Raw genomic sequence first — 25,777 nt, forward strand, 5'->3', positions numbered from 1 at the left:
AAATTTTATTTTTGTCCCACTTCTTTTTTAAACAGTTTTCCTTATTCTAAACGCATGCAAGTTTAGGAGGGAAAACAGTCGATGAAGAAGTGGGTTTTTTGGCTTGTTATAGCCATACTGCTAGGCTATGATGCCATACAACAGCATGCCGCTGCCGTGAAAAGTGATCAAGTGATTGAAAACGATAAATCTTACGAGGTGATTTCCCAAGCCAAGGATATGGTAATAAAAGTGTCCAAGGATCATATCTACAAAGGGAATTTAGTGTTGATCAATCAGGAGAATCCAATTCATCAAGTAGGCATGGAATTAGATGTCGTCAATTTATCACAGCATAAAGAGCTGGTTAAAGGATTTGATTTGTTAGATAATACGATCCGTTTATCTCAAAGTGTCGTTCAATCTTTTACGAGGATGATCAGGCAAGCTGAAAAAGATGGAATTCGTCATTTTATGATCAACAGTGGTTATCGAGACTATAAAGAACAAAGTCAATTGTACAAAGACATGGGTGCTAATTATGCATTGCCCGCGGGGCACAGTGAACATAACTTAGGCTTAGCTCTTGATATTGGTTCTACCCAAGGTGAAATGAGTCAAGCTCCTGAGGGAGATTGGTTGATTAAGAATGCTGCGACATATGGATTTATTTTAAGATATCCGAAAGACAAAACAGCCATCACAGGTATCCAATATGAACCCTGGCATTTCCGCTATGTTGGATTGCCGCACAGTGTGATTATGCAGCAGAAGAATTTCGCGTTGGAACAATATTTGGAATACTTGAAACAGCAAAAGAGTGTGACTGCGTCCTTTCAAGGCAAGATATACGAGATTTCTTATTATCCAATTAACCAAGATAGTACCATACATGTGCCAAGCAATCGTGCTTACGAACTATCAGGCAACAATATGGATGGTGTCATTGTAACCGTACTACCATAAAGAACAACTAAGATCTAGGAGAAGGAGAATACGAAATGAAACAAACGAAAGTATGGAATGAGATGATGCTGTCGGCTTTATTTGCCGTTTATATGTACGTCGTGTTCAAAGTTATTTTATTTAAGTTCAGCTCTATCGACTTACCATTTCTGTGGCATCAGCTGCAACGGAATATAGAAAATCCTATTCATATTAAGAGTCGCTTGTCATTCGCGAACTTTATGCCTTTCGAATCTATTTCTGAAAATATCCAAAGGCTATCGCATCATGATGTTGTTAATTTGTTTGGGAATATCGCAGTATTTATGCCGTACGGCATTTTATTAGTGCTTACTTCGAGATCTAAGCAGATTTCACTGCTCGGTGTGCTCATCCGTTCATTTGCTTTAAGCTTCACCTTGGAAAGTTTACAGGTCATTTTGTCGATGGGGAGTTTTGATGTGGATGATCTTATTCTCAATAGTGCAGGGGGCGTGCTGGGGTTTTGTGTTTTCAGATTTTATACGAGGGTCAAATCTGGCATAGTCAGCTTGTTTCAAGCCCCGAACATGAAATTATCTGAATAAAGGATTAGAAAAGGCCGTCCTTCAAAAAGTAGAGCAATCTACTTGAGGATGGCCTTTTTGTACGCCAATCATAGGCGAATGGCTGATCTGAACTTGGATATGGTACTATGATTTGAGAAATCACAAAATTTGCTACGAAATGTCGGGGCGGTTCACATATGGAATTAGAGCAGCAAAGAGCAAAGGAACTTTTTACTTATTATCGCGGCAGCAAAATGCAGATGTTTCGAGAAGGCGCACATGATGAATACAAGTCATTTGCTGTTTCCAAAGAGACAGAAGTGACGTGGGTTCACGAAATGATCGACCACAATTCAAGAGAACTATCCATAAGAGAGTGGGAAGCCTTGAATAGCCTGGAATCCTTAGCACGGGATTATCAAGAAGTAGTCATTTTGAAACATGTAGTAAGCTTCGCATCCAGGCATATTAAGAGTGCGGACAGCATCGTCAAGCTCATGTATGCAGAATCGATCGTCCGCATTTTGACTTCAGTGAAGGGTGTTATCACCAAAGAACAATTATACGAAGCCTTACAGGCTGCGAAATTGATCCTCGATGATATTATGCTAAATCCATTGATTTTAGATCCTGGACACGAGCTGAAATCCTTCGATATGAAAGACAAAAAATCTCTGAACCTGAGAGCAAATAAAAGCATAGAAGCGTTAAAAGGCTTCCTGACATAGCTCAACTATTTCTCAATGGGCCCGGTATCCACGACCTCGAAATCACTGCCTTTGATTTTACCGAGTTTATGTAAATCATCATCGTCCCATTTAGGATCTGGCGCTCCGCTCACATAGAGATCACTGCCGTTGTCGGCGACAATCATCCCGTATTTCTTCATCGCGCGCAGGATGGCTTGATTGGTGACTGAGTAGCTGGAAATGTCAAAATCGGCACGCAATCGAATCCGAAGCCCCATAGGAGGAAGATTAGGATCTGTACTGCTCGATGCAAAATGAGTAGCAGGAGCGATGAATCCACGTTGTGTTTTCCGCACCGTGAATCGCAATGCATGGTTGATTTCTCCGGTTATTGCTTCCTCATAACGTACGAGACCAGGGAAGATAGGTAAGCCGGCCGCGTCAGCGGACGTCCAGTGTTTAGGACGCAGTGCATTCGATTTCAAATCCCACTTCGCGCCGTTTGAGGCTTGCCAGCCATTGGACGTGACGTGTGCGTTGAACAATTCATACAGCATGTCATTGTCCTTATCCACTACAATCACATGTCGATCGCCATCACTAGCTGGGCCGCCCTCAATGGGAGCATTCGCAGGTATTGGATAAGGTCCGGGATCACTTTCATCACCGTAATCTGTAAAAGTTACGTTTACTTTCTGTTGATTGCCATCTACAATCGTATAGGGAATCCCAATCGGTGCACCTTCCCATTCGGTCCCAAAATCCGCGTGAACACTGATATTCAAGCCAATTGCATCGATAAACTGTTTGGATTTCTGGTGAATAGGGAAGGCAGAGATGTCCGTATTCCAAGGATTATCCTTCGGAAACACTTGTAAGGTTGAATTCTCGGTTTGCTTGGGTGGTACTGGCAGCTGTTGGGGCTTGTCCCCTACAAAGATCGAGCTGGTTTGATCGTCCCAACCCACTGGCTTCCCTAATGATTCTGACAAGAATCGAAGCGGTACATAGGTCGTATCTTTGTAAATGAAGCCTTGAAGGTCTGACGGAGGTTGCTTGTTCTCTCCATCGAAATAATACTGCAGCTTACGGAAATATACGTCTATGCCGGTTGGCACTGTCGCCGCATAGGAAAGTCCTGAGAAAAATAATGCACCGCACAAGAATCCAACTGATCCTGATTTCCATTTGCCCACTAATGTTCACACTCCAATTTCTCTGGTTGGCTTTCTTTCTTTTATGTCCTATCATAAGATTATTCGTAAGATCACTATCCATTTGAGTCCTGTTCAAAGAGACATAGACCAATGAAACTCAAACTAATGTTGTCAGAAATCATATACGATCTCGAACGGAGGCACTACGATGAGTCAACGCTATCGCATTACCAAAGCATTTCAACAATTGGAACAAGACGCACAAACCATTTCTTTGGAAACGTGCAAACAATATTTTTCGACACAACCAGATTTTACGTATTCATCCGTTTTTACCGTGACTGGTGCTACTAGCATGTCTATTGAGGGCGATTTTTTCATGTGGAGCTATGGCGATATCAAGATTCCATTCCGACATTATCAGGGTGATCTTTACGTATCAGGCACGAACGAAGCTGTTATTCCGAGGATGTTAGAGGTTGCAAGTGCCTTGGGTGCCGATGTCGCAGAAGGCTAATTTGTTATGATTTTCTAATGATTTCAACATACTCTCCTCATACTTTTCCGTTATAGTAGTAGTTGAAAGTAGGAGTTGAACTCAGTTAAGCAGCTATAGTATATTCTAAATGTTCATTCGAGGGTTATCGCTTCTTGGATGTTAAGGGGGTCCATCTTTGCATACAGATACATTCATCAACATATTAAAAAATGAACTCGTAGTCGCACTAGGTTGCACAGAACCGGTTGCTATCGCTTTAGCCGCTGCGAAAGCCAGAAGCTATGTGAATGGTTCAATAGAGCAAGTAACCGTTCATGCCAGCGCAGGTATCATTAAGAATGCGCTTGCCGTCGGGATTCCTGGTACGAATCTGACAGGGATCGATTTTGTCGCTGCTTTAGGAGCCATTGGTGGAAATGCCGAGAAACAATTAGAAGTGCTTGCCGATATTAATCCCGAGGATGTTGTTACTGCTCAAGCGATGGTTGATCGAGGTCATTCGGTGGTCCATCTGGCGGATACTTCCAGGAAGTTATATATTGAAGTCGTCGTTACCACAGAGCAAGGGTATGCGAAGGTTGTTATTACGGATAATCACACGAATATAACGCTAATTGAGGTTGATGGGAAGGTCGTTGAATCGGGTGGCTGTGCGAATGCAAGCTTCAAGAGTTCCAAAGAGGAACGCGGCGAGCTGACGATCGATGGCATCGTCCAATTCGTGAATACGGTTGATCTCGCTGAACTCCAATTGGTTCAGCAGAGTATTGAACTGAATCGCAAGGCAGGATTAGACGGATTGTCGAAATCTTATGGTCTTGAAGTAGGGAAGACGATTAAAGAGAATGTGCAACGCGGCATTCTGTCAGATGATTTAATCTCACATGCCATGGCACTTGCTGCCGCGGGATCGGATGCACGGATGGCTGGCTCCAGTATGCCAGTTATGGCGAATTCGGGTAGCGGGAACCAAGGCATCGCAGCGACGAACCCGGTTATCGCGGCCGCTGAGAAGCTAGGCGTATCAGAAGAGAAGCTCATTCGGGCCGTGGCTTTGAGCCACTTAGTCACTATTCATATCAAATCCAAGTTTGGGCGGTTATCCGCCTTATGTGGCGTCACGGTATCAGGAACAGGGGCAAGCTGCGGCATTACCTATCTCCTAGGTGGCGGAAACAATGAAATTAAAGCCGCGATCCAAAACATGCTCGGTAATGTCACTGGGATGATGTGTGACGGCGCCAAAGGCGGCTGTGCGATGAAGGTAGCGACCTGTACGAGTGCAGCTGTACAATCAGCGCTTCTCGCTTCTAAAGGGATGACTATCTCATCTACGAATGGCTTTATCGAAAATGACGCTGAGAAAACGATCGACAATTTCTGCCGGATCGGGAATGAAGCAACTTCTGACATGGACAAGCTTGTCCTCGAAATGATGTTGAATAAAGACATATAGGTCGATAATGATCCGCCGAGAGGCGGGTTTTTATTTTACAACCCGCCTTCATATAGGGCAAAAACCTTGATTACACCCTACTGACAAGGAGAATAAGTATGCGAACCATCAGAGAAATGACGATTCAAGATTACGAACAGATGATTGAGCTGTGGAACAGTATTGAGGGATTAGCCTTGAGTGAAGCGGATTCGAAAGAAAATATCAACATGTATCTAGTCAGAAATAAAGGACTAAGTTATGTAATCGAACAAGATAATGAGATTATTGGAACGATTCTGTGTGGTCATGATGGCAGAAGAGGTTTTATCTACCATGTTGCTGTAAGCCCAGCCTACCGTAAACAGAAAATTGGCAACTTGTTGGTGCAAACTAGTTTAGATAAATTAGGCAAAGAAGGGATTCATAAATGCCATATTTTTGTTATCGATGATAATGTGGTTGGGAATCACTTTTGGACTTCTACGGGTTGGGAAAAAAGAAGCGGGTTTTACGTGTATTCAAAGAATACAAAATGATGAATCTGAAAGGTGCAATTATATAGTAATCAACCCATTTCCAAAATTTATTGTTTACGTACCTCCGGTAATTTGATAATATAATCGCAATAACAAATGCGTTGAAGAGAAGAGTAAATAAATGAATTCTTTCACAGAGAGCTCCGGCAGCTGAAAAGGAGTAAAGAGAACTTTATTGAACAAAGCCTCAGAGCAGCACATCGGAACTGATTCAGAAGGGGATGGTGTGACAGGAGCTCCTGTTACAGAGCTAAAGTATACGCATGCCATTGGCTTGTCGTACTTGAAGAGGCTGATATGGCGACATATTGGTGAAACTGGGTGGTACCACGAGGATATTAATCTCGTCCCTAAGACTGGCAATAGTCTTGGGGGTGGGATTTTTTTGTTGTAGCAATAGAAAATTTGCTCATGTGTCGCAACATTTGGCACACCAAATCAGGCAATTTGAATGTAATAGTGAGATACTTCATACCATCATACGAATTTGAAAGGATTGAACTTAACATGTCGAGAAAATTAAAAGTTGGAATTGTCGGAGGCACTGGCATGGTTGGCCAGAGGTTCGTTGAATTACTAGATCAGCATCCTTGGTTTGAGGTTACAGCGATTGCTGCAAGCAGCAGTTCAGCTGGAAAAACGTATGAAGAATCCGTTCGAAATAGATGGAAATTGGCTACCCCAATCCCTGAAAATGTGAAAGCGATCGTTGTTCAAGATGCTTCGATAGTGGAAGAGGTTGCTACTGGCGTTGATTTTATTTTCTGTGCCGTAGATATGAAAAAAGATGAAATCAAAGCGTTAGAGGAAGCCTACGCCAAAACAGGCACACCTGTTATTTCCAACAATTCAGCTCACCGCTGGACACCGGATATCCCAATGGTGATTCCAGAAGTGAATCCAGCGCATATTGAAATCATTGCAGCCCAAAGAAAAAGACTGGGGACTTCGACCGGTTTCATTGCTGTAAAGCCTAACTGTTCCATTCAGAGCTATGTGCCAGCTTTGCATGCTTTGCTAGATTTCAAACCAACCAACGTAGTTGCTTCGACTTATCAAGCAATCTCTGGTGCGGGTAAAAACTTCACGGATTGGCCGGAAATGTTGGATAACGTTATTCCATATATTGGCGGGGAAGAAGAGAAAAGTGAGCAGGAGCCGCTGCGCATTTGGGGAAGTATCGCTAATAATGAAATTATTAAAGCGAGTTCACCACTTATTACGACGCAATGTATCCGTGTTCCAGTAACGGACGGACATATGGCAACTGTATTTGCTTCTTTCGAAAACAAACCATCGAAGGAAGAGATTCTTGCTCGCTGGTTGTCGTTCAAAGGACGTCCGCAGGAGCTTGAACTGCCAAGTGCGCCTAAACAGTTCATCACTTACTTTGAAGAAGAAAACAGACCTCAAACTAATCTTGATCGTAACATTGAACGTGGGATGGGTGTTTCGGTGGGAAGATTGCGCGAGGATTCCATGTTTGATTATAAATTTGTGGGATTATCGCACAACACATTACGCGGAGCAGCGGGTGGAGCTGTTCTTATCGCTGAATTGCTCAAAGCTGAAGGGTACATTCAAGCGAAGTAAGCGAACCTCTATCGGTGCGATTCGCCGGAAGCCGCGGGAAGTCGTGGGAAAGGCAGCGAATCCAAGACTTTAACGCCCTTTTTGGGCGCTAAAGTCAGATCGCAGCCTGTGGCGGGAGCAATAAGGCCCTTTTTGGGCCTTATAGCACCGAATGCCCCCGGAAAGGCAGTGAATCCAAGACTTTAACGCCCTTTTTGGGCGTTAAAGTCAGATCGCAGCCTGTGGCGTGAGCTATAAGGCCCTTTTTGGGCCTTATAGCTCACGGATGCCTGGGCGGCCATTCCCTTACAAAGCAAGAAGGGGCAATCCCCGCGTAGTAGGATCTACGCGGAGACGGCCCCTTTTTTTACTTAGCTATGATCTGGGTAGCGTTCCTTCACAAATGAAACCGAATGGCTGATCAGAGCCTTCAATACCTCAACGTTGATATCGGCGACTTTGTTGATGTAAATACAACCTTTACTTACTTCATGTTTGCCAAAGTCCTTCAATAGTTCCTCTTGGACCGAATCGCCCGTCGCAATATATAAGCTGATTTTGGCTTTGCGAGGTGAGAAACCGGAAAGTGGCGCATCGCCCTCATGTCCGGACTCATATTTATAATGATAGGCGCCGAAGCCAATAATGCTCGGTCCCCACATTTTCGGTTCATAGCCTGTGGTCTCGGTGAAAATATCTAATAATGTATAGGAATCTGCGCGCTTTTTAGGGCTTTCAACACTTTCTATAAACTCATGGACGCTGTTATCAGTTTCTTTCATTTTTGCTTCGTACGCCATAGAAAACACTCCTTATCGATTCCCCTGTGATGGCTTGTCTTTTTCATTTTACCAAAGAAGCGTTTGAATTAGAAACATTAATAAGGGAATGATCGTCTTATACATACAACTCACAAAGATGATGTAGAAGCCGGAGGGGGTTATTTTATGTGGAAAAAGGCCTATTGGTTTCCAACGATGCTTTGTATAATTCTTGTTGGTGTCCTTTTAGCCGGTTGCGGTGAGCGAAATGTAGGAAATCGTAACGATGGCGCTGCTCAGCTCCAAGAGACACCTAAGAAGATGAAATCAGTTTCTAAAGATGATTTACAAAAATATGGTAGTCAACTCGCCACTTTAACGGCAGTCTTTGAAAAACACAAAGTCAAGCCGCAGTCCTCTTATAGCACTGACAAAGAGGCCTTTCTGGAGGTGCGTCGGGTAGGCGAACATGCCAAAACACTGTCGGACACGGATGAAGCCAAGCTAAAACAAGCGATCTATGAGGAGATTGGCGCAGAGTTTCCATTACAGATAACGGTCTACACAATTGATGAGCAAGCCGGAATGAGTGGGAAAATCACAGCTATCGACGAAAAGGGAAGGTTTTTGGTTGTTTCATCCGATAAATTTCTAGATCAAGAAAAGAAGATGCCAAATGCTGCGTGGTATGGTATGTCTGATGATGCACACATTGAGTTTGAAGGGAAGAAGATTCAACCGAGTGACGTACAAATCGGGTCAACCGTCAAAATGTGGGGTGAGGGCATCATGTTATCGAGTTACCCTAGCCAAACCACAGGGCTTCGCCTCGAAATCTTCGAACATGACAAAGGCATTGGTGATACAAGCGGTAAGGTCACTGGCATTGTCACAAAAGGCGAGGGAGTAAACACAGAGCGCACCATTGAAGTAGATGGGGTGCAATATAAACTTCTTCCATTTGCCCAACTCAGGAAGGGGAGCAATACAGCACAATTCACTGACATCACAGTCGGTAAACAGGTGAAAATGTGGTTCGCAGGATATGATTTCGGTACGGAGAAATTTGTGACAAAGATCGTTATCGACGGTTAGATGCGATAGGTGAAAGGTAGTGTATGAATGAGCCAAGTTAATGTGCTGGATATTGACGTAAGACTCGTACAGCAGTTGATCGCTTCACAATTTCCACAATGGGCACACTTGCGTCTTCAGGCAGTTGACTCAGCAGGTACAGACAATGCCATTTATCGTCTTGGCGATGACATGGCGGTCCGATTACCACATGCGGATTGGGCAATCGGGCAAGTGGAGAAAGAGCAACGTTGGCTGCCAATGTTAGCTCAGCATTTACCCCTGCCTATCCCTGTACCGCTCGCAAAGGGGGTACCTGCACCCACCGAAGGATACCCGTGGCACTGGTCCGTCTATCGGTGGCTTGAAGGCGAGAACGCAACGATGGCTACACTCGATAGCCAACACCAAGCAGCGACAGAATTAGCGCATTTCGTTCATGCTATTCAACTCATCGATACCACGGATGGTCCTGCACCCGTTTCGCACAATTCTGGCAGAGGTGTGCCACTCGCCATGCGTGATGCAGCGGTCAGAGAGGCAATCGCCAACTTGAGAGGCATCATCGACACGGATGCGGCAACTGCTGTTTGGGAACAGGCCCTGCAAACGCCGGTATGGCAGGGGAAACCCGTTTGGCTCCATGGGGATCTTCATCCAGGGAATCTGTTAATCGAGCAGGGAAAACTAAGCTCGGTGATCGATTTTGGCACGTTAGGTGTAGGAGATCCTGCCTGTGACCTTATGGTTGCATGGACATTTCTCTCGGCTGACGGCCGCAAACTACTCCGCACCTTGCTTACAAACGATGAAGAGACCTGGTCGAGAGGTCGCGGCTGGGCGCTATCTTTTGGTTTGATCGCTTATGCATATTACATAGACACAAACCCAGGGCTGTCCGCCATTTCAAGACGTACGATTGATGAGGTTCTAAGTGAGTATGGGCAGTTCGTAGGTCCTAATTAACGTTTATTAGATAGGAGTAGGAGAACAACATCATGCTTTCGGCTATCTTTCAAGGAATTCTTTTATCAGCAGGACTTATCTTGCCGTTAGGTGTTCAGAATGTATTTGTATTTAATCAAGGTGTGACACAACCAAGATTTATTCGGGCGTTGCCAGTCGTTATTACCGCTTCCTTGTGTGATACGGCTCTTATTTCGTTAGCTATTTTGGGCATATCAGTCATTATCGTTACACTGCCTATGATTAAAACCGTTCTGTTTGTATTAGGTATATTATTCCTTATTTATATGGGGTTCGTTACATGGAAGAGTAAACCTGCCTCAAGCCAATCCGAAGAAAAAGCGCTATCGCCTAAGAAGCAAATCGCTTTCGCCGCTTCCGTTTCGTTATTAAACCCACATGCGATCTTGGACACAATCGGTGTTATCGGAACAAGCTCAATCCACTATGCTGGGAAGGAAAAACTTGTTTTTGCCGTCGCTTGTATATTAGTCTCATGGATATGGTTTGCAGCGCTTGCGTTAGTAGGCAGACAAGTTGGGAAATTAGATAAATCAAGAACATTTATAACTTTTCTAAATAAAGCTTCCGCCCTCATAATGTGGGGAACTTCCATTTATTTAATCTCACAATTAATCTAATGATAAGTAAGGTACGCTCAAGAATTTCACTTGATTTTCTTGAATTCTTCCGAATATAATGAAGGTAATATTTGGTATGTGTAACTGGCGAAACGTAGATCACTACGGGGGAGCACATATTCCATAACAGCCGTTCGCCTGGGCAAAGTATTTGATCATTGGATCAAATGCTTTTTTTATTTTAAAGGAGGCATTTTCAATGGAACGAGCTAGGCATGTGGCAGTCCTTATTTATGAAAGGGTAGATCTGTTAGATATTGCAGGTCCGTACGATGTTTTCGCCGTGTCGAGTAATTGGGGCAAAGATTTCAATGTATTCACGGTAGAAGAAGCTCAGAGACCTGTTCAAACGGTCAGTGGACTTACGCTTTTCCCCAAATTCAGCTTTGAGAATTGTCCAGTACCTGATATTTTGATTGTACCCGGTGGTTTAGGCTCGCGGACTGCAATGAACAATGAAATGATTACGAACTGGATTAGAGCTGTTTCGCACCATGCTGAACTTATTTTATCTGTGTGCACAGGTGCGCTTTTCCTGGCAAAAGCTAACTTGTTGGATGGACTACGGGTGACGACTAATCGCAACGCATTTGATTTATTGCGAGAATTAGTGCCATCCAGTGCTACTATTGTTGAGGAAGTCCGATACGTCGATAACGGCAAGATCGTCATGTCCGCAGGGGTAACCGCGGGGTTCGATGCTGCACTTCATGTCGTATCTAGATTATTTGGTGAAGAGAGGGCGCTTGCAACGGCTTCAAGGATCGAATATCATTGGCAAAAAAACGAGTTGGCCGAATTGCAGCCGCGGAAGGACTTTGTAATAAGAAAAGCTCAGAGTGACGATTTAGAAATCATACAACTACTCTATGTGGAAGCAGCCGAATGGATATGTGCAACCAAGGGATTCACACAGTGGCGTGAAGATACGTTTACGAGAGCGTATATCGCACATTTTATCCAGGAAAATGAAGTGTTTGTCGCTTGTCTGAATGGTGAGATTATGGGCTGTTTGTCTATACATTGGCAGTATGAAGAGATTTGGGGAGATATGTTTCATGAGGACGCCGGTTATGTACACCGTTTAGTCGTTGCGCGAAAGTATAAGGGGCAAGGGCACGGCAGCCGGATGCTGTCGTGGGCGGAAGCCTACCTGAAAGAGAAAGGCAAAGCTTGGCTGCGATTGGACTGTATGGCGGATAATCCAACCTTGAATGAGTATTACCGCAGTTTGAATATGACTTACCGTGGGAGATATGATGGCCGCGGCTGGAGTGCGAATTTATATGAACGTGAGATTAGGAACGTAGGGGGAACCCAATGAAAATAAGAGAAGCGTGTAAGAAAGATATTGAAGACATTGCTTTTATCCATGTTGAGAGTTGGAAAACGACCTATAAAGGTATTATTTCCGATGAGTACTTGTCCAATATTACCGTTAATAAGCGAGTAAAGAATTGGATATGGACATTTGAAAATCTGAACGAAAATGAACAAATATTCGTAGCAGAAAACGAGGCTGGTGAGATCGTCGGTTTTTCAAATGGCGGGAGAAATCGAAATAAAGAATTTAATTATGGTGGAGAACTATATGCGATTTATTTACTTCAAACATATCAGAGAATAGGGCTTGGAACTTTGCTCTTCCAAGCAGTTAAATCATCACTCATTAAAAGCGATTACGCTTCCATGATGTTATGGGTCCTCAAAGACAACCCCTTTCTTGATTTTTACAAATCCGTAGGGGGACAAATTATTGGGGAGAAGACTGTCGCGATAGGTGGAGACAATGTCGTTGAGTTAGCTGTCGGGTGGGATCATATTTAACCAGAAGTTAAAAAACGAGCGAAAGCTTCTCATCTGAATGAAAGTGATCCATATTGAGTTGTGAAAGCTGTCCTCTGCAGGGCAGCTTTTCTTATCATACAAACCACTGACACCATTTGACGTTTCTCCAACAAGAATATCATTTTCCTGTAACAAATTGACATCAATCGCTGGTGGATATATGATTTTAAGGGGTAACACGAAAGGAACAGGGGTGTGAAGGTATTATGCATAAGCAATTCAAGGTCGCAGCAGGCATCTCCGTTGCAGGATATGTGGCAAGTCTTATAACCGCTACTTTTTTACCAGAATCCATTAATTTATTAGTACCAACGGCTTTATCGATCGGAAGTATTCTTGTACTTAGCCGAACTTCACTAGCATTAAAAGGGACCACAAATCCAGTTCCGCTTAGCGAAACTACCCCACATGCACCAACTACGCGGAGTACTACTCCTGAGAAGGAAACTGCGAAAGATGAAAGTGATCCTTTCTGGGACCCAATAGCGGAATATATCCATGTGATCGAAGAGACGATGATCTCGGAGGGTCAGAAGAATACGCTAGATGACGAGATTGTGGAGAAAACGCTAAGCTTGCTTACAAGGGTAGGTAGATTGATTCCACAGCTGAAAGAATTAAACGATGCAAATATGAATCATAACATACAACGACTGATTTTCAAGGATCTCAATGGTGCGATTAACCCGTTTCTGAAGCTGGGAGGAGAAGCCAAACGATTGAATCGTCGGTTACTTCTTACAGGGATTAAGGACATTAACTCTAAGCTCTCGGATTATGTAGAAACCATTGAACAGAAAGATTTGATTGAGTTACAGACTCGCATGGAACTGATCCAACAACGTTATCGTTCAACAGACTAAGGAGGCATGGAACTGTGACAACCCAATTGGTGCAATTAAAGTCAACGGATTTGCAGAAAGTTGAACAAGAAGCGAAACAATTACTCGAGAAAGTTTCTTCGACCGATACCATGGAGTTAGAAACCTTAATGGATTCTATCGGACGCATGGGTTCCAAGACGATGGAGCAGGCTGGGCAATCACTAGCTATGCTAGAGCGTCCTGTGAATGAATTGATGTCTGGGAAACGCTCAGAGGTCCAAAACAATATTTTGAAGCTGCGCGGCGAAATTGATTCGTTAAGCAAGAGCAAGCAGCTTGGTTTTTTTGAGAAAATGATGAAAAAGACACCGTTAAAGAACTATATTTACAAGTATCAGTCCGTGAAAACAAACGTCAATGCCATCGTACAATCCCTGCGAAATGGGAAAGAAACGCTGGAAGAGAACATGGCGTACATGAAAACGCTGAAGAAAAATTCAATTGAGTCCGTCTACAATTTGCAAATGCGAATCGCGATGGGGGAGAATTTAAAGCAGCTTTTCGAAGTCGAAATAGCCAAGCCCGAGAATGAAAATCGTAAAACACATTTGGAGAGAGGCCTTCGCAAAGTTGTTACGCGTATTCAATCCTTTCAGGAAATGGTCATTCTCTATCAACAGGCGATTGCAGGAACGGATATCATCAATGACAATAACGATAAACTGATTGATGCCGTCGATGCGACGATTGATAAAACGCAGAACCTGCTGACCGTCTCTGCGATGATTTCGATGGCGATCGAGGATCAAGTCCAGACGATTGAAGCGGTAAATTCCGCGAACTCTACTTTGAATAAAATGTTCGAAGATAACTCGCGTTTGTTGAAGGAAACGACGCAAAGAACGAACGAGCTGCTTGGAAAACCAGGCTTACAAATGGACTCGATCGAAAGAGGGATGACCGATCTATTCGCTGCCTTGGATCTCTTTGAACAGTCGAATCGGACAATCATTCAATCGGCTACAGAGCACACGCAGCGGCTTGGGAACATTAGCCAGCAAATGACACAGCGTCTTGGTTTGACGCCAGGGAATAAAACGAATGCGGAAATCAAAGCTTCAGAATTAAGCGGTCTTTTGGAATAAATAGGGTAAAGTTGAATTGGCTGTCAGGGATCCTATCCTTGGCGGCCTTTTTTTCGTTATTTTAGGGCAAGCATCCTACCTCTTCACCCATGCCAATTCATTCTCCTGACATATGATAATCCATACGTTTGAGTAATGGAGTTGAGTAAATGTTCATGCAAATTAAAGAGGAGCCAGCGAGCTCCACTCCAATTGATGTGTTGATCCCAGCAATTGAGAAGGATCTAGGGACTCTCCCTCTTGTGATTGATGCCGTAAGAAAATATGTGAAGCATCCAATAGGTGAGATCATCATTGTAGCTCCGGTGAAACAACGCATTCTTGATCTATGTGAGAGAAAAGGATGTCGCTTCGTGAATGAAGATACAGTTCTCCCTATTACGAAAAAGGACATCCATTATCAATCCAAGACGTGGGATCGGACCGGATGGCTATATCAGCAATTACTTAAGTTAAACGGAGATACGTTGTGCTCGTCGAAGTACTATATGGTTATTGATGCTGATACCGTACTCATTCGTCCACATGTCTTCAAAGTGGGCAGTAAAACGGTGTTTTATTGCCGGAACTGGAGTCAAGGTGAATATTTCAATACGTATCGCAAATTGATGGGAAGAAACCGCTCAGCCCGATTGTCCTTCGTTACCCATTATATGCTGTTCGAAAAAGCGAAAGTTAAGCAATTGAAGCAGTATATCGAGTCCAAACACAACAGCAGCTGGTATATAGCGATTATGAAAAGTATGAACAAATCCAGGCAGTTTGCCTTTTCTGAATTTGAAACGTACGGTAATTTCCTCTATTCGTCCTCGGCCAATCAGATGATACTGAAACCAGCTAGGAATATTAGCTTGCATGTGCCTAATTCAGGGCTTACCTCATCTAGAATGTCATCTCTAGCCAAAAGATATAGGTCCGTTTCCCTGCACAAACGCAAAGGATATGTGAAATCCGCCAAGCTGATGTCACCATGAAGCCCTATGTTGTTGTTTGGAAGGGACCCGTACAGAAGGCAAGTGGTCTAGGCCATGCAAGTAGAACGTATGCAGCGTCCCTGAGACGGCAGGGTGTTGATGTTAGGATCGGTTCATTAAGGTCTAGACTACGTCCCGTCACAGGAAAAAAGGTGCTGATCTATCACGATGTACCGAGCTTTATGCAGTGGAACAGCGATCGCAGTGTATTCGATGCCATTATTTTAAATACCGTTTGGGAAACAAGCAAAACGCCTAATGAGTGGCTAGCTCACATGAACAAATTTGATGCCGTTTGTGTGCCAACGCAGCATAATAAACGGGCACTTCAGAGTAGCGGGGTTACGGTACCGATTTACATCGTTCCTCATGGTGTAAATACGCAGGAATTTCACCCGAATAATAAGAAATTTGTTTTGCCGCGTGCAGCTGGCAAGTTTACGTTCTTATCTGTCTTTGGTTTCCAGCACCGAAAGAACCCAGAAGGCTTGCTAAGAGCCTATTGGGAAGAATTTTCAGCGGCGGATAACGTTATTCTTGTAATTAAAACGAATGGCTATGCATCCTATGAGACTGAGAAGTGGATTCAACAACAAATTTGGCAATACAAAAAGAGATTAGGGGTTCGCAAAGATACGGCTCCTGTTGTCATCATGGGTCGACGGCTCCGTGAAAGCCAACTCAAAGGGTTATACACATTGGCAGATGCCTTCGTCTTGCCCTCGCGAGGCGAGGGTGTGGGACTCCCTTTTCTAGAAGCGTTAGCCAGTGGTATTCCCGTCATTGCAACAGCTTGGGGCGGTCAAATGGACTTCTTAACGCACAATAACTCGTTTCTCATACCCTATCAATTAAAGAACCCTACAGTTAGTATGAACAGTCGACATGCCATTTCACGATCATTCAGTTACCTGTTTGCGGAGAAAGGGCAGCTATGGGCGGAACCGGATCATGCTAGTTTAAGAATAATCATGCGTAAAGCATACGAGAATCCCGATTTATGCAAGCGTAAGGGACGGCAAGGAAGACGTGATGTCCTTCGCTTAACTTGGGAGCGTGCGGGGATGTTGATGAAGTATGTGGTTGAAAAAGTCATGCAATCGAAGAAATAAGGGTGCAGCGTGATGTTCCTCAGGAAAGGAGAATTGGGCTTGCGAATTGTGCTATTGTGCGGAGGGTCGGGAAAGAGGCTGTGGCCTTTATCCAATGAGATTCGCTCCAAAGTGTTTTTGAAGCTTTTGAAATCCAATGATGGGGTCAGAGAATCCATGATTGGGCGAATATGCAGACAATTGGATGAGGTGGGCTTGCTTCAAGCTACTTGTATCGTTACACATCACAGTCAAGTGGAGATTACGCGCAATTATGTGGGTGAGCACATTCCAATCATAAGTGAGCCTTATAAAAGAGGAACATTTCCAGCTGTTTCTTTGGCCGCTACGTATTTACATGAGATCATGCACATAGATCCAGAAGAAACGATATGTATTCTCCCCGTTGATACGTATGTAGATTCCGAGTTTTTCGGGCTGCTTCATCGCTTTCCCGATGTCATCTCTCGTTCTAAGGCTGATCTTGCGCTCCTTGGAACCAAACCGACGATGCCCTCTGATCAATTCGGCTATATCGTACCCATTCAACCGAAAGAGAATGATGAATTTGCATTTGTTCGGCATTTCATAGAAAAGCCGAATGAGCAAGCAGCTGCCCATTTGATCGAGCACGACGCTTTATGGAATTGCGGAGTATTTGCATTTCCTTTAAAGTTCATGCTGAATTACTTGAAGGACAAGGGACATCCGGTCCAAGTGGATAGCTGGATGAGTACTTATAAACAACTTGCGAATACAAGCTTTGATCGAGAAGTCGTTGAGCTTACTCCGCAAATAGCAGTTATGGGATACGAGGGTAGATGGCATGATGTGGGCAGCTGGAAGGCGCTGACGCCTTATTTAGAGGATCATGTTATTGGAACAGGGCGAATATCCGCAGATTCAATTGATACACATCTAATTAATGAACTTCCTTATACCATTGAAATTATAGGCGTCTCAGAGCTGATTGTCGCGGCCAATTCAGACGGCATATTGATTGCTAATAAGGAGAAAGCTCATCTCATCAAGGAGCGGCTCTCTCAAGTGTCACAGATGCCAATGCATGTGGAAAAAAGATGGGGTTCTTACCAAGTCTTGAAATATTGGAAGAATGAATCCGGGAAAGAAAGCATGATTAAACATGTGAAGCTTTCTCAAGGAAAACAAACGAGTTACCACCAGCATTTCAATCGAGAAGAAAGCCTAACAATATTATCCGGCAGCGCGGAGATTCTCATGGAGGACAAACTATATAAGCTTTCTGCGGGAGAAGTGCTGCACATTCAAGCAGGGGTAAGACATGGCATTAAAGCTGTTAGTGATCTGGAGGTTATGGAAGTTTTATTGGGCAATGAGTTACCACAAGAAGATATCATTCGTTTTTCAATAATATGGTAAAATAAGAATGTGATGAATGAGTAGAGGGGCCTGCTTATTGGCAGGTCCTTTTACATTGTTAAAACTTACGGACAAGGTATTGTTAGTTGTCGAGAATGACAAGTCATTATTAACGATGAGTGAGGTGTGTATATGGGAAAGATTTTGTGTTTTATATCCGAAGACTTCGCAGATTTTGAGATCACCTTAGCCTTTCATAAGCTTAAAAATGTGGGCAAAAGAGACATCGTTACCATCGGCTATACCCTTGATGCAGTAACTAGTGAATCAGGTCTGACCTATAAACCGGATTTGACCATTTCTGAGGCATTCGAACTAAATGATATAGAGGGGCTTATTATCCCTGGCGGACCTATTCGTGATCAGCACAATGTGTTAACAGCATTGCTTCAAAAACTGGATCAAGAAGAGAAAATGCTGGCGGCAATCTGCAATGGACCTCAATATTTAGGACGAGCTGGCATTTTACATAGAAGATCATTCACCACATCTTGCTCGGTAGAAAGAATCAACAAACTAGCAGTAAGTGATCCGTTCCCTCGTCACAATTATGTTGAAAAACGTGCAATGAGAGACGGGCATGTGATTACCGCAGGTGGAAGAGCTTTTGTTGATTTCTCCTTCGAGATATTTGATTACCTTGATGTATACAAAGATAAACAGGTAGAAAGAGATCAATTATTTAGAGATATCATGGACCGATAAGTGATGAAGCTAATCTCCAAAAAAGCTAGTTGCGAATAGAATGTAATGTTCCTATTTCGTGATGCTTGAAGGAGGAGACGCTTTGGAACGTTATAATCATTCAAATAACAGGCGTACGATTCGATTCGTCAGGCCGATATCATCGAATAGTCATCAGCAAGAAGCGGAGATTACGCCAGTTAATTGGGGTGGAGTCAACGCAGAAGAACGAGTCGTACAAACAGCTCAAGATATCAGCTTGCAGCATAAGGATAAGCAAACAGGTCAATGGATAACCGACTATCGAAAAATGAAAGATGCATCATTACACTACCGAATGACATCTGGTTATTTTACAGCTTTAAAACAACCTGTTCTTATACTTAAAAGCAGGAGGGGAAGCGGAGGCTATTTAACGTATACTGTCCTAGGCAAAGAAAATGGCAAAGTTGTCTCATTGGTTGACAAAGAGGACCTGTATAAAGGAGACATTTTCCTTGAGGATGGCAGGTTGCTTGAGAAAAGAGATGTCCGCTATTCGGAGTGGGTTGTCAAGAAGTGGCGTTTAACGTTGATTCCGTATCTCATTCCTAAGATTCCTGGAGCAGTTCGGATTGAATATGCCATCCTTCCAGATGGCCGTGTGAAAATTGGAAAGACTCGGTTTTCCGTTCCAGTGGGTAGCATCGTGCAGCTGATCAGAACTGATTTGAATGAAATTAGGGAGCTAGGATTTATCGATGGCGGTGAGGGGAATTCAAACATAATTAAATACCTGGATGCCTACAAGGAAGCATTCCAAATCGTTAAACCAGGTATCGTCGAAGTAAAGCTAGTGCCGGATCTCGATTGGACGAAAGAGTTTACATTTACGATTGAAGCCAAGTAGGAGTTGAACTATGCCATTTACTTTTGCTCATCCTGCTTATACATTTCCATTGAAGTATGCGTTGCCGAAGCATGTAAGCTTGACAGGACTTATTCTCGGGAGTATGGGGCCTGATCTTGAATATTTTATATATCTTGAGCCACATCGTAGTATCGGTCACTCGTTATTAGGTTTAGTCTTACAAGTAATACCCTTATGTTTGTTCATAGCCGTTATCTTTCATTTTTTGGTAAAAGAAGCGCTTGCCGTACATCTACCAAACCGATTTAATCTTAGCCAGAGAGCTTACAATATGCGAAGTGCATGGAGACTGAATAAGCTTAGAGAGTGGATCATCTTCTTATTCTCAGTGTTCATTGGATATCTATCGCACGTATTTACGGATGCCTTTACGCATGAGCATGGTTTTTTTGTATCACAAATGTCAATATTAAACGAATTCATTGTGTATCATCTTCCATTGTATAAAATTTTGCAACATAGTTTATCTTCAGTTGGGCTGTTGGTGATTCTTTATTTTATTATTAATAGTTTAAATAGAAGTCCTGCAATTGCGATGGATATGCCGATCCTGTCCATCAAACAAAAACGATTATTTTGGAGTCTCGCACTACTCATTGCGATCGCTTTAACCGGGATAAAATTACTTTTTACAGCCAGTCCGAACATACTTGGCATCTTAGTCGTTGCGCCTATATCTGGGATGTGTTTAGGGATAGTTACCGCTTCCTTCATCTGGAGGATTAGTAGGAGAACATGACTCGAGCAAAGAAAAAAGACCAATCACTAAACATGTGGTTGGTCTTTTTGCCATTTGGTCAAAACATTATCTTAAAATCAGCCTCCGGGATCCAGGTTTGCCCTTGAAAATCTCGTCCGCGAATATGGACATGATCCTCGAATACGTCGATAACCAAGCCTTCCGAACGATTTCCTTGAATTAGCTGATCGTTGCTGTCGTAAGGGTAACTCACAGACGAACTATTGACCATCGAAAAAACATCTTTGAAGAACGTAGAGGACAACCGCAATTCCCAGTGCGTGTGACCTGTAAAAAATATGACCTCCGGGTATTGAGATAATAACCGTTTCAATTCATCTTTCTGTACGACTCCGCGAGGCGAACTGCCAGAAACGGTGCCCTGTAGAGGCTGATGCAGAAATACGAACAGCGGTTTATGTTTTAAATAGTTTTCTTGGAGTTTACTTTGTAACCAGTTTAATTGTGCCTGCGATAACCAGGCATCTTCCGCGTTCGCTGGATTGGATTGTCTATATTGCTCGGAGCCTAGAAAAATAAAATGATAGCCTTGAATCCAACGATCGTAATAAACGCTAGCCTGTTTGGTATAGGACAGAAATCGAGCTTTAGAGGCATGGTCAGACTCGCCATTAGGAAACGTACTTGGCGACCAGTCGCCGGATAAGTTGTAATAAGCTTTGTAAAAGTCGTGATTTCCGATCGTATAGCAGACTTCCTTCGGAACGGGTTGCTTCTGCAGAATCGAAGCTAACATGGCATAGTCATTGGCACGTCCATCGCCTAGATCTCCATTAATCACTAGTGCATCTAGACTTGGGTTTAACTGATGTAAATCCGCTAAGGCATCACTTAATTTACGTTGAGCTTGCGTATCCCAGTACTGAATGTGAATATCACTGACAACGGAAAAACGTAAGCTTGGAGAATTGTCAGCAGCTTTACGCAGTTCATCAGCTAGCCGGAGAATCTCGTCTTTCTCGCTTTGGGATTGAACGAATTTCAAGCGTGGTTGAAGAAACGATTCTATGATTTTGAGCGCATCTTTCTCATGCAGCACCAGCTACCTCCCCCTCCATCATGATGTCGTATGTCGCTTAATCCTGAGCTTGACCGGATGCTAATCTTAACGCATTGGCAAGTCGGTGAATTTCATCTTTATCCGCTTGGGAAGTGACGAAATACCACATCGGACTCAAAAAGGTCTCAATAATTGTATTGGCATCTTCAGGGCTTAACACGCGCATCGCCTCCCGCAAACTGGTTGTCCAACTAGTACTAGCATATGTAGCATCTTACTAGAATGGAATGAGTAAGGCACACATTTTAATAACTTGGACTGTGGTGGTTTTCTATAGAAATTAGCGATGAAGCTTACGGTATTGGGAGGGACTCATGCTCATGTGCAGGCTAAAGACACGACTGAAATAGTACCCGCTTGTATAGCCGCAAGATTCTGCTATTTTTTCGAGCGTGAGGGTCGTTTCTTGCAAGAGGATTTTCCCTTTTTGAATGCGTAGAGACGTTATGTAATGAATGGGGGTAATGCCGTAATATTTGTGGAATCGTCGTGAAAATTGAACCGAGCTAAGTCCAATCCGCTGTGCGATATCCTTGACATTGATCGGGCTAAACATTTCCTGATGTAGGAAGGTTCGTGCTTTCTCGATAAGCGGATCGGCTTTGATTAACAGATTTTGTTCCAAATTGCTTTCGTTAAAAAAGGCATAAAACAAATTGGCCAGTAAAATGTTACGCCATTGATAAGAAATGGGATCTATGCGTTCTTCCAGTTTGCGTAAATTGGCATAGCTGTTTAAGAGGTGATTCATATCTTGAAAGGACATTTTACCACTTGGCATGGTTGGTTGAATGCTCGGTGATGGCTTAGAGACTGTCGATTCATCCCAAGAAAAAGAGATAAAGTGAAAGGTGAGCGGTTCTATTAACTTGCGAGTCATAGGTACATTTGGCGGACAAATGACGATATCACCAAATCGTGCAGTATCTGCATGCAATCCTATTTCGAAAGAGAAAGAACCGTCTTCAATGGCGAACACGGTCCATTCCGGATATTGATCTGTTTCCAACAGAAAATGTGTCTTTTTTTTCCAGTAAGTGTAGTCGCTGATTGTGGGGAAAAAAGCTTTACTTGCCTGTGCTTCAATCTTCAATATGATCCCACCCCGTTTCGATATAGTCAAACTATAGTGCAGCTTTTGTGGATTGTAAATACAGACAAAGAGGGTGGGCAACAAAGATATGAGAGTGAAATTTTAGATATGAATGTTGTCACTTTTGTGTATTTGCATGCGATTTCACGTCATTTACAATAAATGTAGGCGTTTTCATTATGAAGGAAGTGATGAGGTGCAAATCAATGAAAAACCCGCTTAAGCTTATGCTTGCTATTGGCATCATCATTATCGTCTCGTTAGCTGCAGCTTTATATGGAACTGTCATGGGGAAGCAGTCTACACCGTTATTAACCATTAATCAGGTTCCGATTGATGACCAAGAATTTATGCTTTTCTTGAACACGCAACGGGCGAAAGTATTCGGCTATTTCAAAGATAAATATGGCATCAGTGATCATCCGAATTTTTGGCACACGTCTTACTCGGGAGAAACGCCGATTGAGATGGCGAAGCAACTAGCGCTTGAAGAGCTGAAATCGGTGAAAGTGCAGCAGATGTTAGCCATAGAAAATGGACTACTGAACGATAGCAGTTACGCGACTTTTATCAATCAATTATCCCAAGAGAACGCACGTAGAGAGAAGGCTGTCGCGAATAAACAAGTAATTTACGGACCCGTGCAATATGAGGAATGGGGGTATTATAACTATCTATTTAGTCATCTGGTTATCAACCTGAAGAAAGTGCTGGCTGGGAAAGAAAGCGCGATGACAGATCAAGAAGCGAGGGATGTTTATTCAAGCTTGAAGGAACGATTTTACAAAAAAGAGGATGAATGGACGATTGAAAAACTATTCGTTACCGCAGCAGATGAACAGGGAAATGTCGATCCGTTGGTCAAATCAGCTGCAAGCAGAAAGATGGAGGAAGCCTTGCTAGGCTTGACTAAAGGGCAATCGCTTGAGGCCATTATACGAAATGATCAAGGTTCACCGAGATTGAAGCTGGAGCAGCAGCGGTTTGATGCGACTACAGCCAAAGAAGATGCTAGGAAAAACATGGCATTGAAAGATGCTGCTAAGCAGCTGGAAGTAGGTCAATTTAGCGGGATTATGGAGATCAATCATACGTTATATATCCTGAACAGTTTGGAGAAGCGGGAGGGTGGCTACAGACCAATTGAAGAAGTGAAAGATGATCTCCAAGCAAGATATGAGGATGAGCGGTATCTGAGAAAGGTGGAGCAGTTAAAACAACAAGCGATAGTAACGATTAATTACGATGCTTACAATGCGATAAATTGATTATAAAAAGGAGCTGATCAAGATGAGATTGAATCAGAAAAAGGGCCTTATCTGGACATGTTTGGCGATTATGCTTTGTGGCTTACTGCCATTATGGAATGTTCCGACAGCACTGGCGGTTGGCACAACTTATTACATAGATTCCGCTGGCGGCTCGGATACGAACAATGGCTTAAGTACAGGGACGGCTTGGCAGCATTTGTCCAAAGTCAATGCCACAACTTTCGCAGCAGGGGATACGATTCTGTTGAAAGCAGGCGGCTCCTGGAGCGAGCAATTGTATCCTAAAGGAAGCGGCACCTCCGGCAATCCCATTAAGATTGATAAATATGGCACCGGCAATAAACCAATTATCAGCTATAACGTAGCTGCGGTAAGAGCTTCAGGCGGGGAGTTCAACAGCAATGGAGCTGTATTTTTGAAAAATCAAGATTATTGGGAAGTCAGTAATCTCGATGTAACCAATAATTTGGGAAATGGCGTCACGGTGCTTAACTTTAATGGCGGCAATAAAAACTAAATCAGGCTGCGGAATCTGAACGTGCATGATACGGCCAAGAATGGCATTCTTCTCAGTTCAGATGGAACGACTGCAAGTAAATGGAACGATGTTATTATCGAAAATAACACCATCACCAATGCCGGTGATCAGGCTGCAATTCGAACAGAGGCGAATTCTGTTGCAACGCGAAGCACCAATTTAATTGTGAGATCTAACTCAATAATCAATACCAAATATGACGGAATCGTCGTAACCGACTCGACTTCACCACTCATTGAGTACAATGTATTAAATGGCGCGGGTACAGCTGCTACTGCTTGCATCGCAGGGATATGGAATTACACAACAAGCAATGCCGTCTTTCAGTTCAATGAATCTTTTAACGTGAAAAATACAAATGGGATATGCGACCGTCAAGGCTTTGATGCGGATATCGATACGACTTCAACAACGTTCCAATATAACTACAGTCATGATAATGCTGGCGGGTTTTTGCTCGTGATGCCGAATGCGACGAATGTTGTGGTTCGTTACAACATGATTATGGAGGCAGGCTTTGGAGGTGGTACAACGGGTGCTGTGACAGCTTACAATAATACAATCTTTGTCCCTGCGAATGCTGTAAATCCAGCAGTAACCTCATCCTCGAGTACAGCGAATATGCTGGCTACAGGGGCTTCCAAAAACAACATCGTCTACAAAGCTGGTACCGTTGGTGCGTTGCCATCAGATGGCGCTTCCAAGACGAATAATTTGATTTACGGCATAGCTCTTCCTGGTGGATATAATAGTTCCAATCTCACGTCAAATCCTTTGTTTGTCGGGCCACTTCCAACAACATTGCCGACTGGGATAGCCAACCTGGGGGCATTCAAGCTGCAAGCTAGTTCACCAGCGATAAATACAGGCGTGTTAATGGCTTCAAATGGGGGAAGAGACTATTTCGGAGCTTCCGTGTCTAGCACAAATGCGCCTAATATCGGGGCAGATAACACCTATAACTCAGTGAGCAGCGCCATCATCGTTGATAATGGCACAACCGGATATTCAGAGCTGTCTGGGACATTTGGGGATAGCACATTGTTTGGCTATAATAATTCATCAACACGATATTCCTTTACACCTGGTGCAGGCGTGAAATGGACGCCGACCCTTGCGGCTGGTACCTACAAGGTATCGATTTATCGGATCGTATATCCGACCAGTGACAACAATGCTCAGATTAGAGTGAATTCTGCTGCTGGACTTTCTAGTCCAATATCTGTTGATTATACAACGGGTACCAGTGGCTGGTATACGCTCGGTAATTTCACCTTCACAGCAGGAACCAGCGGGTATGTAACGAATTCCTTCAGTGGGAACACGGGCAAAAACCTTCGCGCGGACGCGGTCATGTTTGAATTGCAATAAAG

General features: G+C 43.4%; 28 protein-coding genes, 1 riboswitch and 1 other annotated feature. Of the genes, 23 read left to right on the plus strand and 5 right to left on the minus strand.

Features of this window, described 5'->3' with window-relative positions; genetic code table 11:
* Window positions 1-81: 81 nt before the first annotated feature.
* From AC58QO_RS14985 to AC58QO_RS14995, 3 genes are all read left to right on the plus strand, one after another.
* Window positions 82-945 carry a M15 family metallopeptidase gene (locus tag AC58QO_RS14985; protein ID WP_497266737.1) on the plus strand — a complete coding sequence of 288 codons (864 nt, stop codon included), beginning with the start codon at window positions 82-84 and terminating at the stop codon, window positions 943-945.
* A 35-nt stretch (window positions 946-980) separates the two neighbouring features.
* On the plus strand, window positions 981-1,511 hold the full coding sequence (locus tag AC58QO_RS14990; protein WP_497266739.1) for a VanZ family protein: 531 nt from the start codon (window positions 981-983) through the stop codon (window positions 1,509-1,511).
* Window positions 1,512-1,669: 158 nt separating this feature from the next.
* Entirely contained in the window at window positions 1,670-2,200 is a 531-nt protein-coding gene (locus AC58QO_RS14995) for a hypothetical protein (protein WP_497266741.1), read from the plus strand.
* A 5-nt stretch (window positions 2,201-2,205) separates the two neighbouring features.
* On the opposite strand, the gene AC58QO_RS15000 is transcribed toward AC58QO_RS14995, so the two are convergent.
* On the minus strand, window positions 2,206-3,357 hold the full coding sequence (locus AC58QO_RS15000) for a stalk domain-containing protein (protein WP_497266743.1): 1,152 nt from the start codon (window positions 3,355-3,357) through the stop codon (window positions 2,206-2,208).
* Window positions 3,358-3,526: 169 nt separating this feature from the next.
* On the opposite strand from AC58QO_RS15000, the gene AC58QO_RS15005 reads away from it, so the two are divergent.
* The 4 genes from AC58QO_RS15005 (at window position 3,527) to asd (ending at window position 7,384) form a co-directional block, all read left to right on the plus strand.
* On the plus strand, window positions 3,527-3,835 hold the full coding sequence (locus tag AC58QO_RS15005) for a hypothetical protein (RefSeq protein ID WP_497266745.1): 309 nt from the start codon (window positions 3,527-3,529) through the stop codon (window positions 3,833-3,835).
* A gap of 157 nt (window positions 3,836-3,992) precedes the next feature.
* Window positions 3,993-5,273, plus strand: coding sequence for an L-cysteine desulfidase family protein (locus AC58QO_RS15010; RefSeq protein ID WP_497266747.1), 1,281 nt, complete (start codon window positions 3,993-3,995; stop codon window positions 5,271-5,273).
* Window positions 5,274-5,371: 98 nt separating this feature from the next.
* On the plus strand, window positions 5,372-5,791 hold the full coding sequence (locus AC58QO_RS15015; RefSeq protein WP_497266749.1) for a GNAT family N-acetyltransferase: 420 nt from the start codon (window positions 5,372-5,374) through the stop codon (window positions 5,789-5,791).
* Window positions 5,792-5,883: 92 nt separating this feature from the next.
* Window positions 5,884-6,146: a binding site (T-box leader), on the plus strand.
* A 152-nt stretch (window positions 6,147-6,298) separates the two neighbouring features.
* Window positions 6,299-7,384, plus strand: a complete 1,086-nt coding sequence (gene asd / locus AC58QO_RS15020) for an aspartate-semialdehyde dehydrogenase (RefSeq protein ID WP_497266751.1) — start codon at window positions 6,299-6,301, stop codon at window positions 7,382-7,384.
* Between the two features lie 350 nt (window positions 7,385-7,734).
* Here asd and AC58QO_RS15025 read toward each other — a convergent pair whose 3' ends face one another.
* Complete coding sequence (locus AC58QO_RS15025; protein ID WP_497266753.1) at window positions 7,735-8,163, minus strand: DUF1801 domain-containing protein; 429 nt, start codon at window positions 8,161-8,163, stop codon at window positions 7,735-7,737.
* Window positions 8,164-8,310: 147 nt separating this feature from the next.
* Here AC58QO_RS15025 and AC58QO_RS15030 point away from each other — a divergent pair, with 147 nt between their 5' ends.
* From AC58QO_RS15030 to AC58QO_RS15090, 13 genes are all read left to right on the plus strand, one after another.
* On the plus strand, window positions 8,311-9,219 hold the full coding sequence (locus AC58QO_RS15030; protein ID WP_497266755.1) for a DUF3221 domain-containing protein: 909 nt from the start codon (window positions 8,311-8,313) through the stop codon (window positions 9,217-9,219).
* 27 nt (window positions 9,220-9,246) lie between these two features.
* On the plus strand, window positions 9,247-10,164 hold the full coding sequence (locus AC58QO_RS15035; protein ID WP_497266757.1) for an aminoglycoside phosphotransferase family protein: 918 nt from the start codon (window positions 9,247-9,249) through the stop codon (window positions 10,162-10,164).
* A 32-nt stretch (window positions 10,165-10,196) separates the two neighbouring features.
* Window positions 10,197-10,805 carry a LysE/ArgO family amino acid transporter gene (locus AC58QO_RS15040; RefSeq protein ID WP_497266759.1) on the plus strand — a complete coding sequence of 203 codons (609 nt, stop codon included), beginning with the start codon at window positions 10,197-10,199 and terminating at the stop codon, window positions 10,803-10,805.
* A 70-nt stretch (window positions 10,806-10,875) separates the two neighbouring features.
* A riboswitch (ZMP/ZTP riboswitch) is annotated at window positions 10,876-10,956 on the plus strand.
* Between the two features lie 48 nt (window positions 10,957-11,004).
* Window positions 11,005-12,129 (plus strand): GNAT family N-acetyltransferase, encoded by a 1,125-nt coding sequence (locus AC58QO_RS15045; RefSeq protein ID WP_497266761.1) that lies wholly within the window; start codon window positions 11,005-11,007, stop codon window positions 12,127-12,129.
* On the plus strand, window positions 12,126-12,632 hold the full coding sequence (locus AC58QO_RS15050; RefSeq protein WP_497266763.1) for a GNAT family N-acetyltransferase: 507 nt from the start codon (window positions 12,126-12,128) through the stop codon (window positions 12,630-12,632). The genes AC58QO_RS15045 and AC58QO_RS15050 overlap by 4 nt, the downstream gene beginning before the upstream one ends.
* Window positions 12,633-12,859: 227 nt before the next feature.
* Entirely contained in the window at window positions 12,860-13,516 is a 657-nt protein-coding gene (locus AC58QO_RS15055; protein ID WP_497266765.1) for a hypothetical protein, read from the plus strand.
* A 14-nt stretch (window positions 13,517-13,530) separates the two neighbouring features.
* Window positions 13,531-14,622, plus strand: coding sequence for a toxic anion resistance protein (locus AC58QO_RS15060; protein ID WP_497266767.1), 1,092 nt, complete (start codon window positions 13,531-13,533; stop codon window positions 14,620-14,622).
* Window positions 14,623-14,771: 149 nt separating this feature from the next.
* Complete coding sequence (locus tag AC58QO_RS15065; protein WP_497266769.1) at window positions 14,772-15,596, plus strand: DUF6492 family protein; 825 nt, start codon at window positions 14,772-14,774, stop codon at window positions 15,594-15,596.
* Complete coding sequence (locus AC58QO_RS15070; RefSeq protein WP_497266771.1) at window positions 15,593-16,708, plus strand: glycosyltransferase family 4 protein; 1,116 nt, start codon at window positions 15,593-15,595, stop codon at window positions 16,706-16,708. Before AC58QO_RS15065 ends, AC58QO_RS15070 begins: the two co-directional genes overlap by 4 nt.
* 48 nt (window positions 16,709-16,756) lie before the next feature.
* Complete coding sequence (locus AC58QO_RS15075; protein WP_497267496.1) at window positions 16,757-18,088, plus strand: sugar phosphate nucleotidyltransferase; 1,332 nt, start codon at window positions 16,757-16,759, stop codon at window positions 18,086-18,088.
* A gap of 132 nt (window positions 18,089-18,220) precedes the next feature.
* Window positions 18,221-18,793: a DJ-1/PfpI family protein gene (locus tag AC58QO_RS15080; protein WP_497266773.1), complete on the plus strand. Its 573-nt coding sequence runs from the start codon at window positions 18,221-18,223 to the stop codon at window positions 18,791-18,793.
* A gap of 82 nt (window positions 18,794-18,875) precedes the next feature.
* Entirely contained in the window at window positions 18,876-19,661 is a 786-nt protein-coding gene (locus AC58QO_RS15085) for a hypothetical protein (protein ID WP_497266775.1), read from the plus strand.
* Between the two features lie 10 nt (window positions 19,662-19,671).
* Window positions 19,672-20,421, plus strand: a complete 750-nt coding sequence (locus tag AC58QO_RS15090) for a DUF4184 family protein (RefSeq protein WP_497266777.1) — start codon at window positions 19,672-19,674, stop codon at window positions 20,419-20,421.
* Between the two features lie 58 nt (window positions 20,422-20,479).
* Here the strand turns inward: AC58QO_RS15090 and AC58QO_RS15095 are convergent, their stop codons facing one another.
* The 3 genes from AC58QO_RS15095 to AC58QO_RS15105 form a co-directional block, all read right to left on the minus strand.
* Window positions 20,480-21,481: a metallophosphoesterase family protein gene (locus tag AC58QO_RS15095; protein ID WP_497266779.1), complete on the minus strand. Its 1,002-nt coding sequence runs from the start codon at window positions 21,479-21,481 to the stop codon at window positions 20,480-20,482.
* 37 nt (window positions 21,482-21,518) lie between these two features.
* Window positions 21,519-21,662 carry a hypothetical protein gene (locus AC58QO_RS15100; protein ID WP_497266781.1) on the minus strand — a complete coding sequence of 48 codons (144 nt, stop codon included), beginning with the start codon at window positions 21,660-21,662 and terminating at the stop codon, window positions 21,519-21,521.
* 120 nt (window positions 21,663-21,782) lie between these two features.
* Window positions 21,783-22,595 carry an AraC family transcriptional regulator gene (locus AC58QO_RS15105; RefSeq protein WP_497266783.1) on the minus strand — a complete coding sequence of 271 codons (813 nt, stop codon included), beginning with the start codon at window positions 22,593-22,595 and terminating at the stop codon, window positions 21,783-21,785.
* 206 nt (window positions 22,596-22,801) lie between these two features.
* Here AC58QO_RS15105 and AC58QO_RS15110 point away from each other — a divergent pair, with 206 nt between their 5' ends.
* The 3 genes from AC58QO_RS15110 to AC58QO_RS15120 are packed head-to-tail and all read left to right on the plus strand — an operon-like array spanning window position 22,802 to window position 25,775.
* Window positions 22,802-23,863: a peptidylprolyl isomerase gene (locus tag AC58QO_RS15110; protein WP_497266785.1), complete on the plus strand. Its 1,062-nt coding sequence runs from the start codon at window positions 22,802-22,804 to the stop codon at window positions 23,861-23,863.
* Window positions 23,864-23,885: 22 nt separating this feature from the next.
* Complete coding sequence (locus AC58QO_RS15115) at window positions 23,886-24,383, plus strand: hypothetical protein (RefSeq protein ID WP_497266787.1); 498 nt, start codon at window positions 23,886-23,888, stop codon at window positions 24,381-24,383.
* A gap of 21 nt (window positions 24,384-24,404) precedes the next feature.
* On the plus strand, window positions 24,405-25,775 hold the full coding sequence (locus AC58QO_RS15120; protein WP_497266789.1) for a golvesin C-terminal-like domain-containing protein: 1,371 nt from the start codon (window positions 24,405-24,407) through the stop codon (window positions 25,773-25,775).
* Window positions 25,776-25,777 lie beyond the last annotated feature (2 nt).

This window comes from Paenibacillus sp. J31R30 (assembly GCF_059692115.1).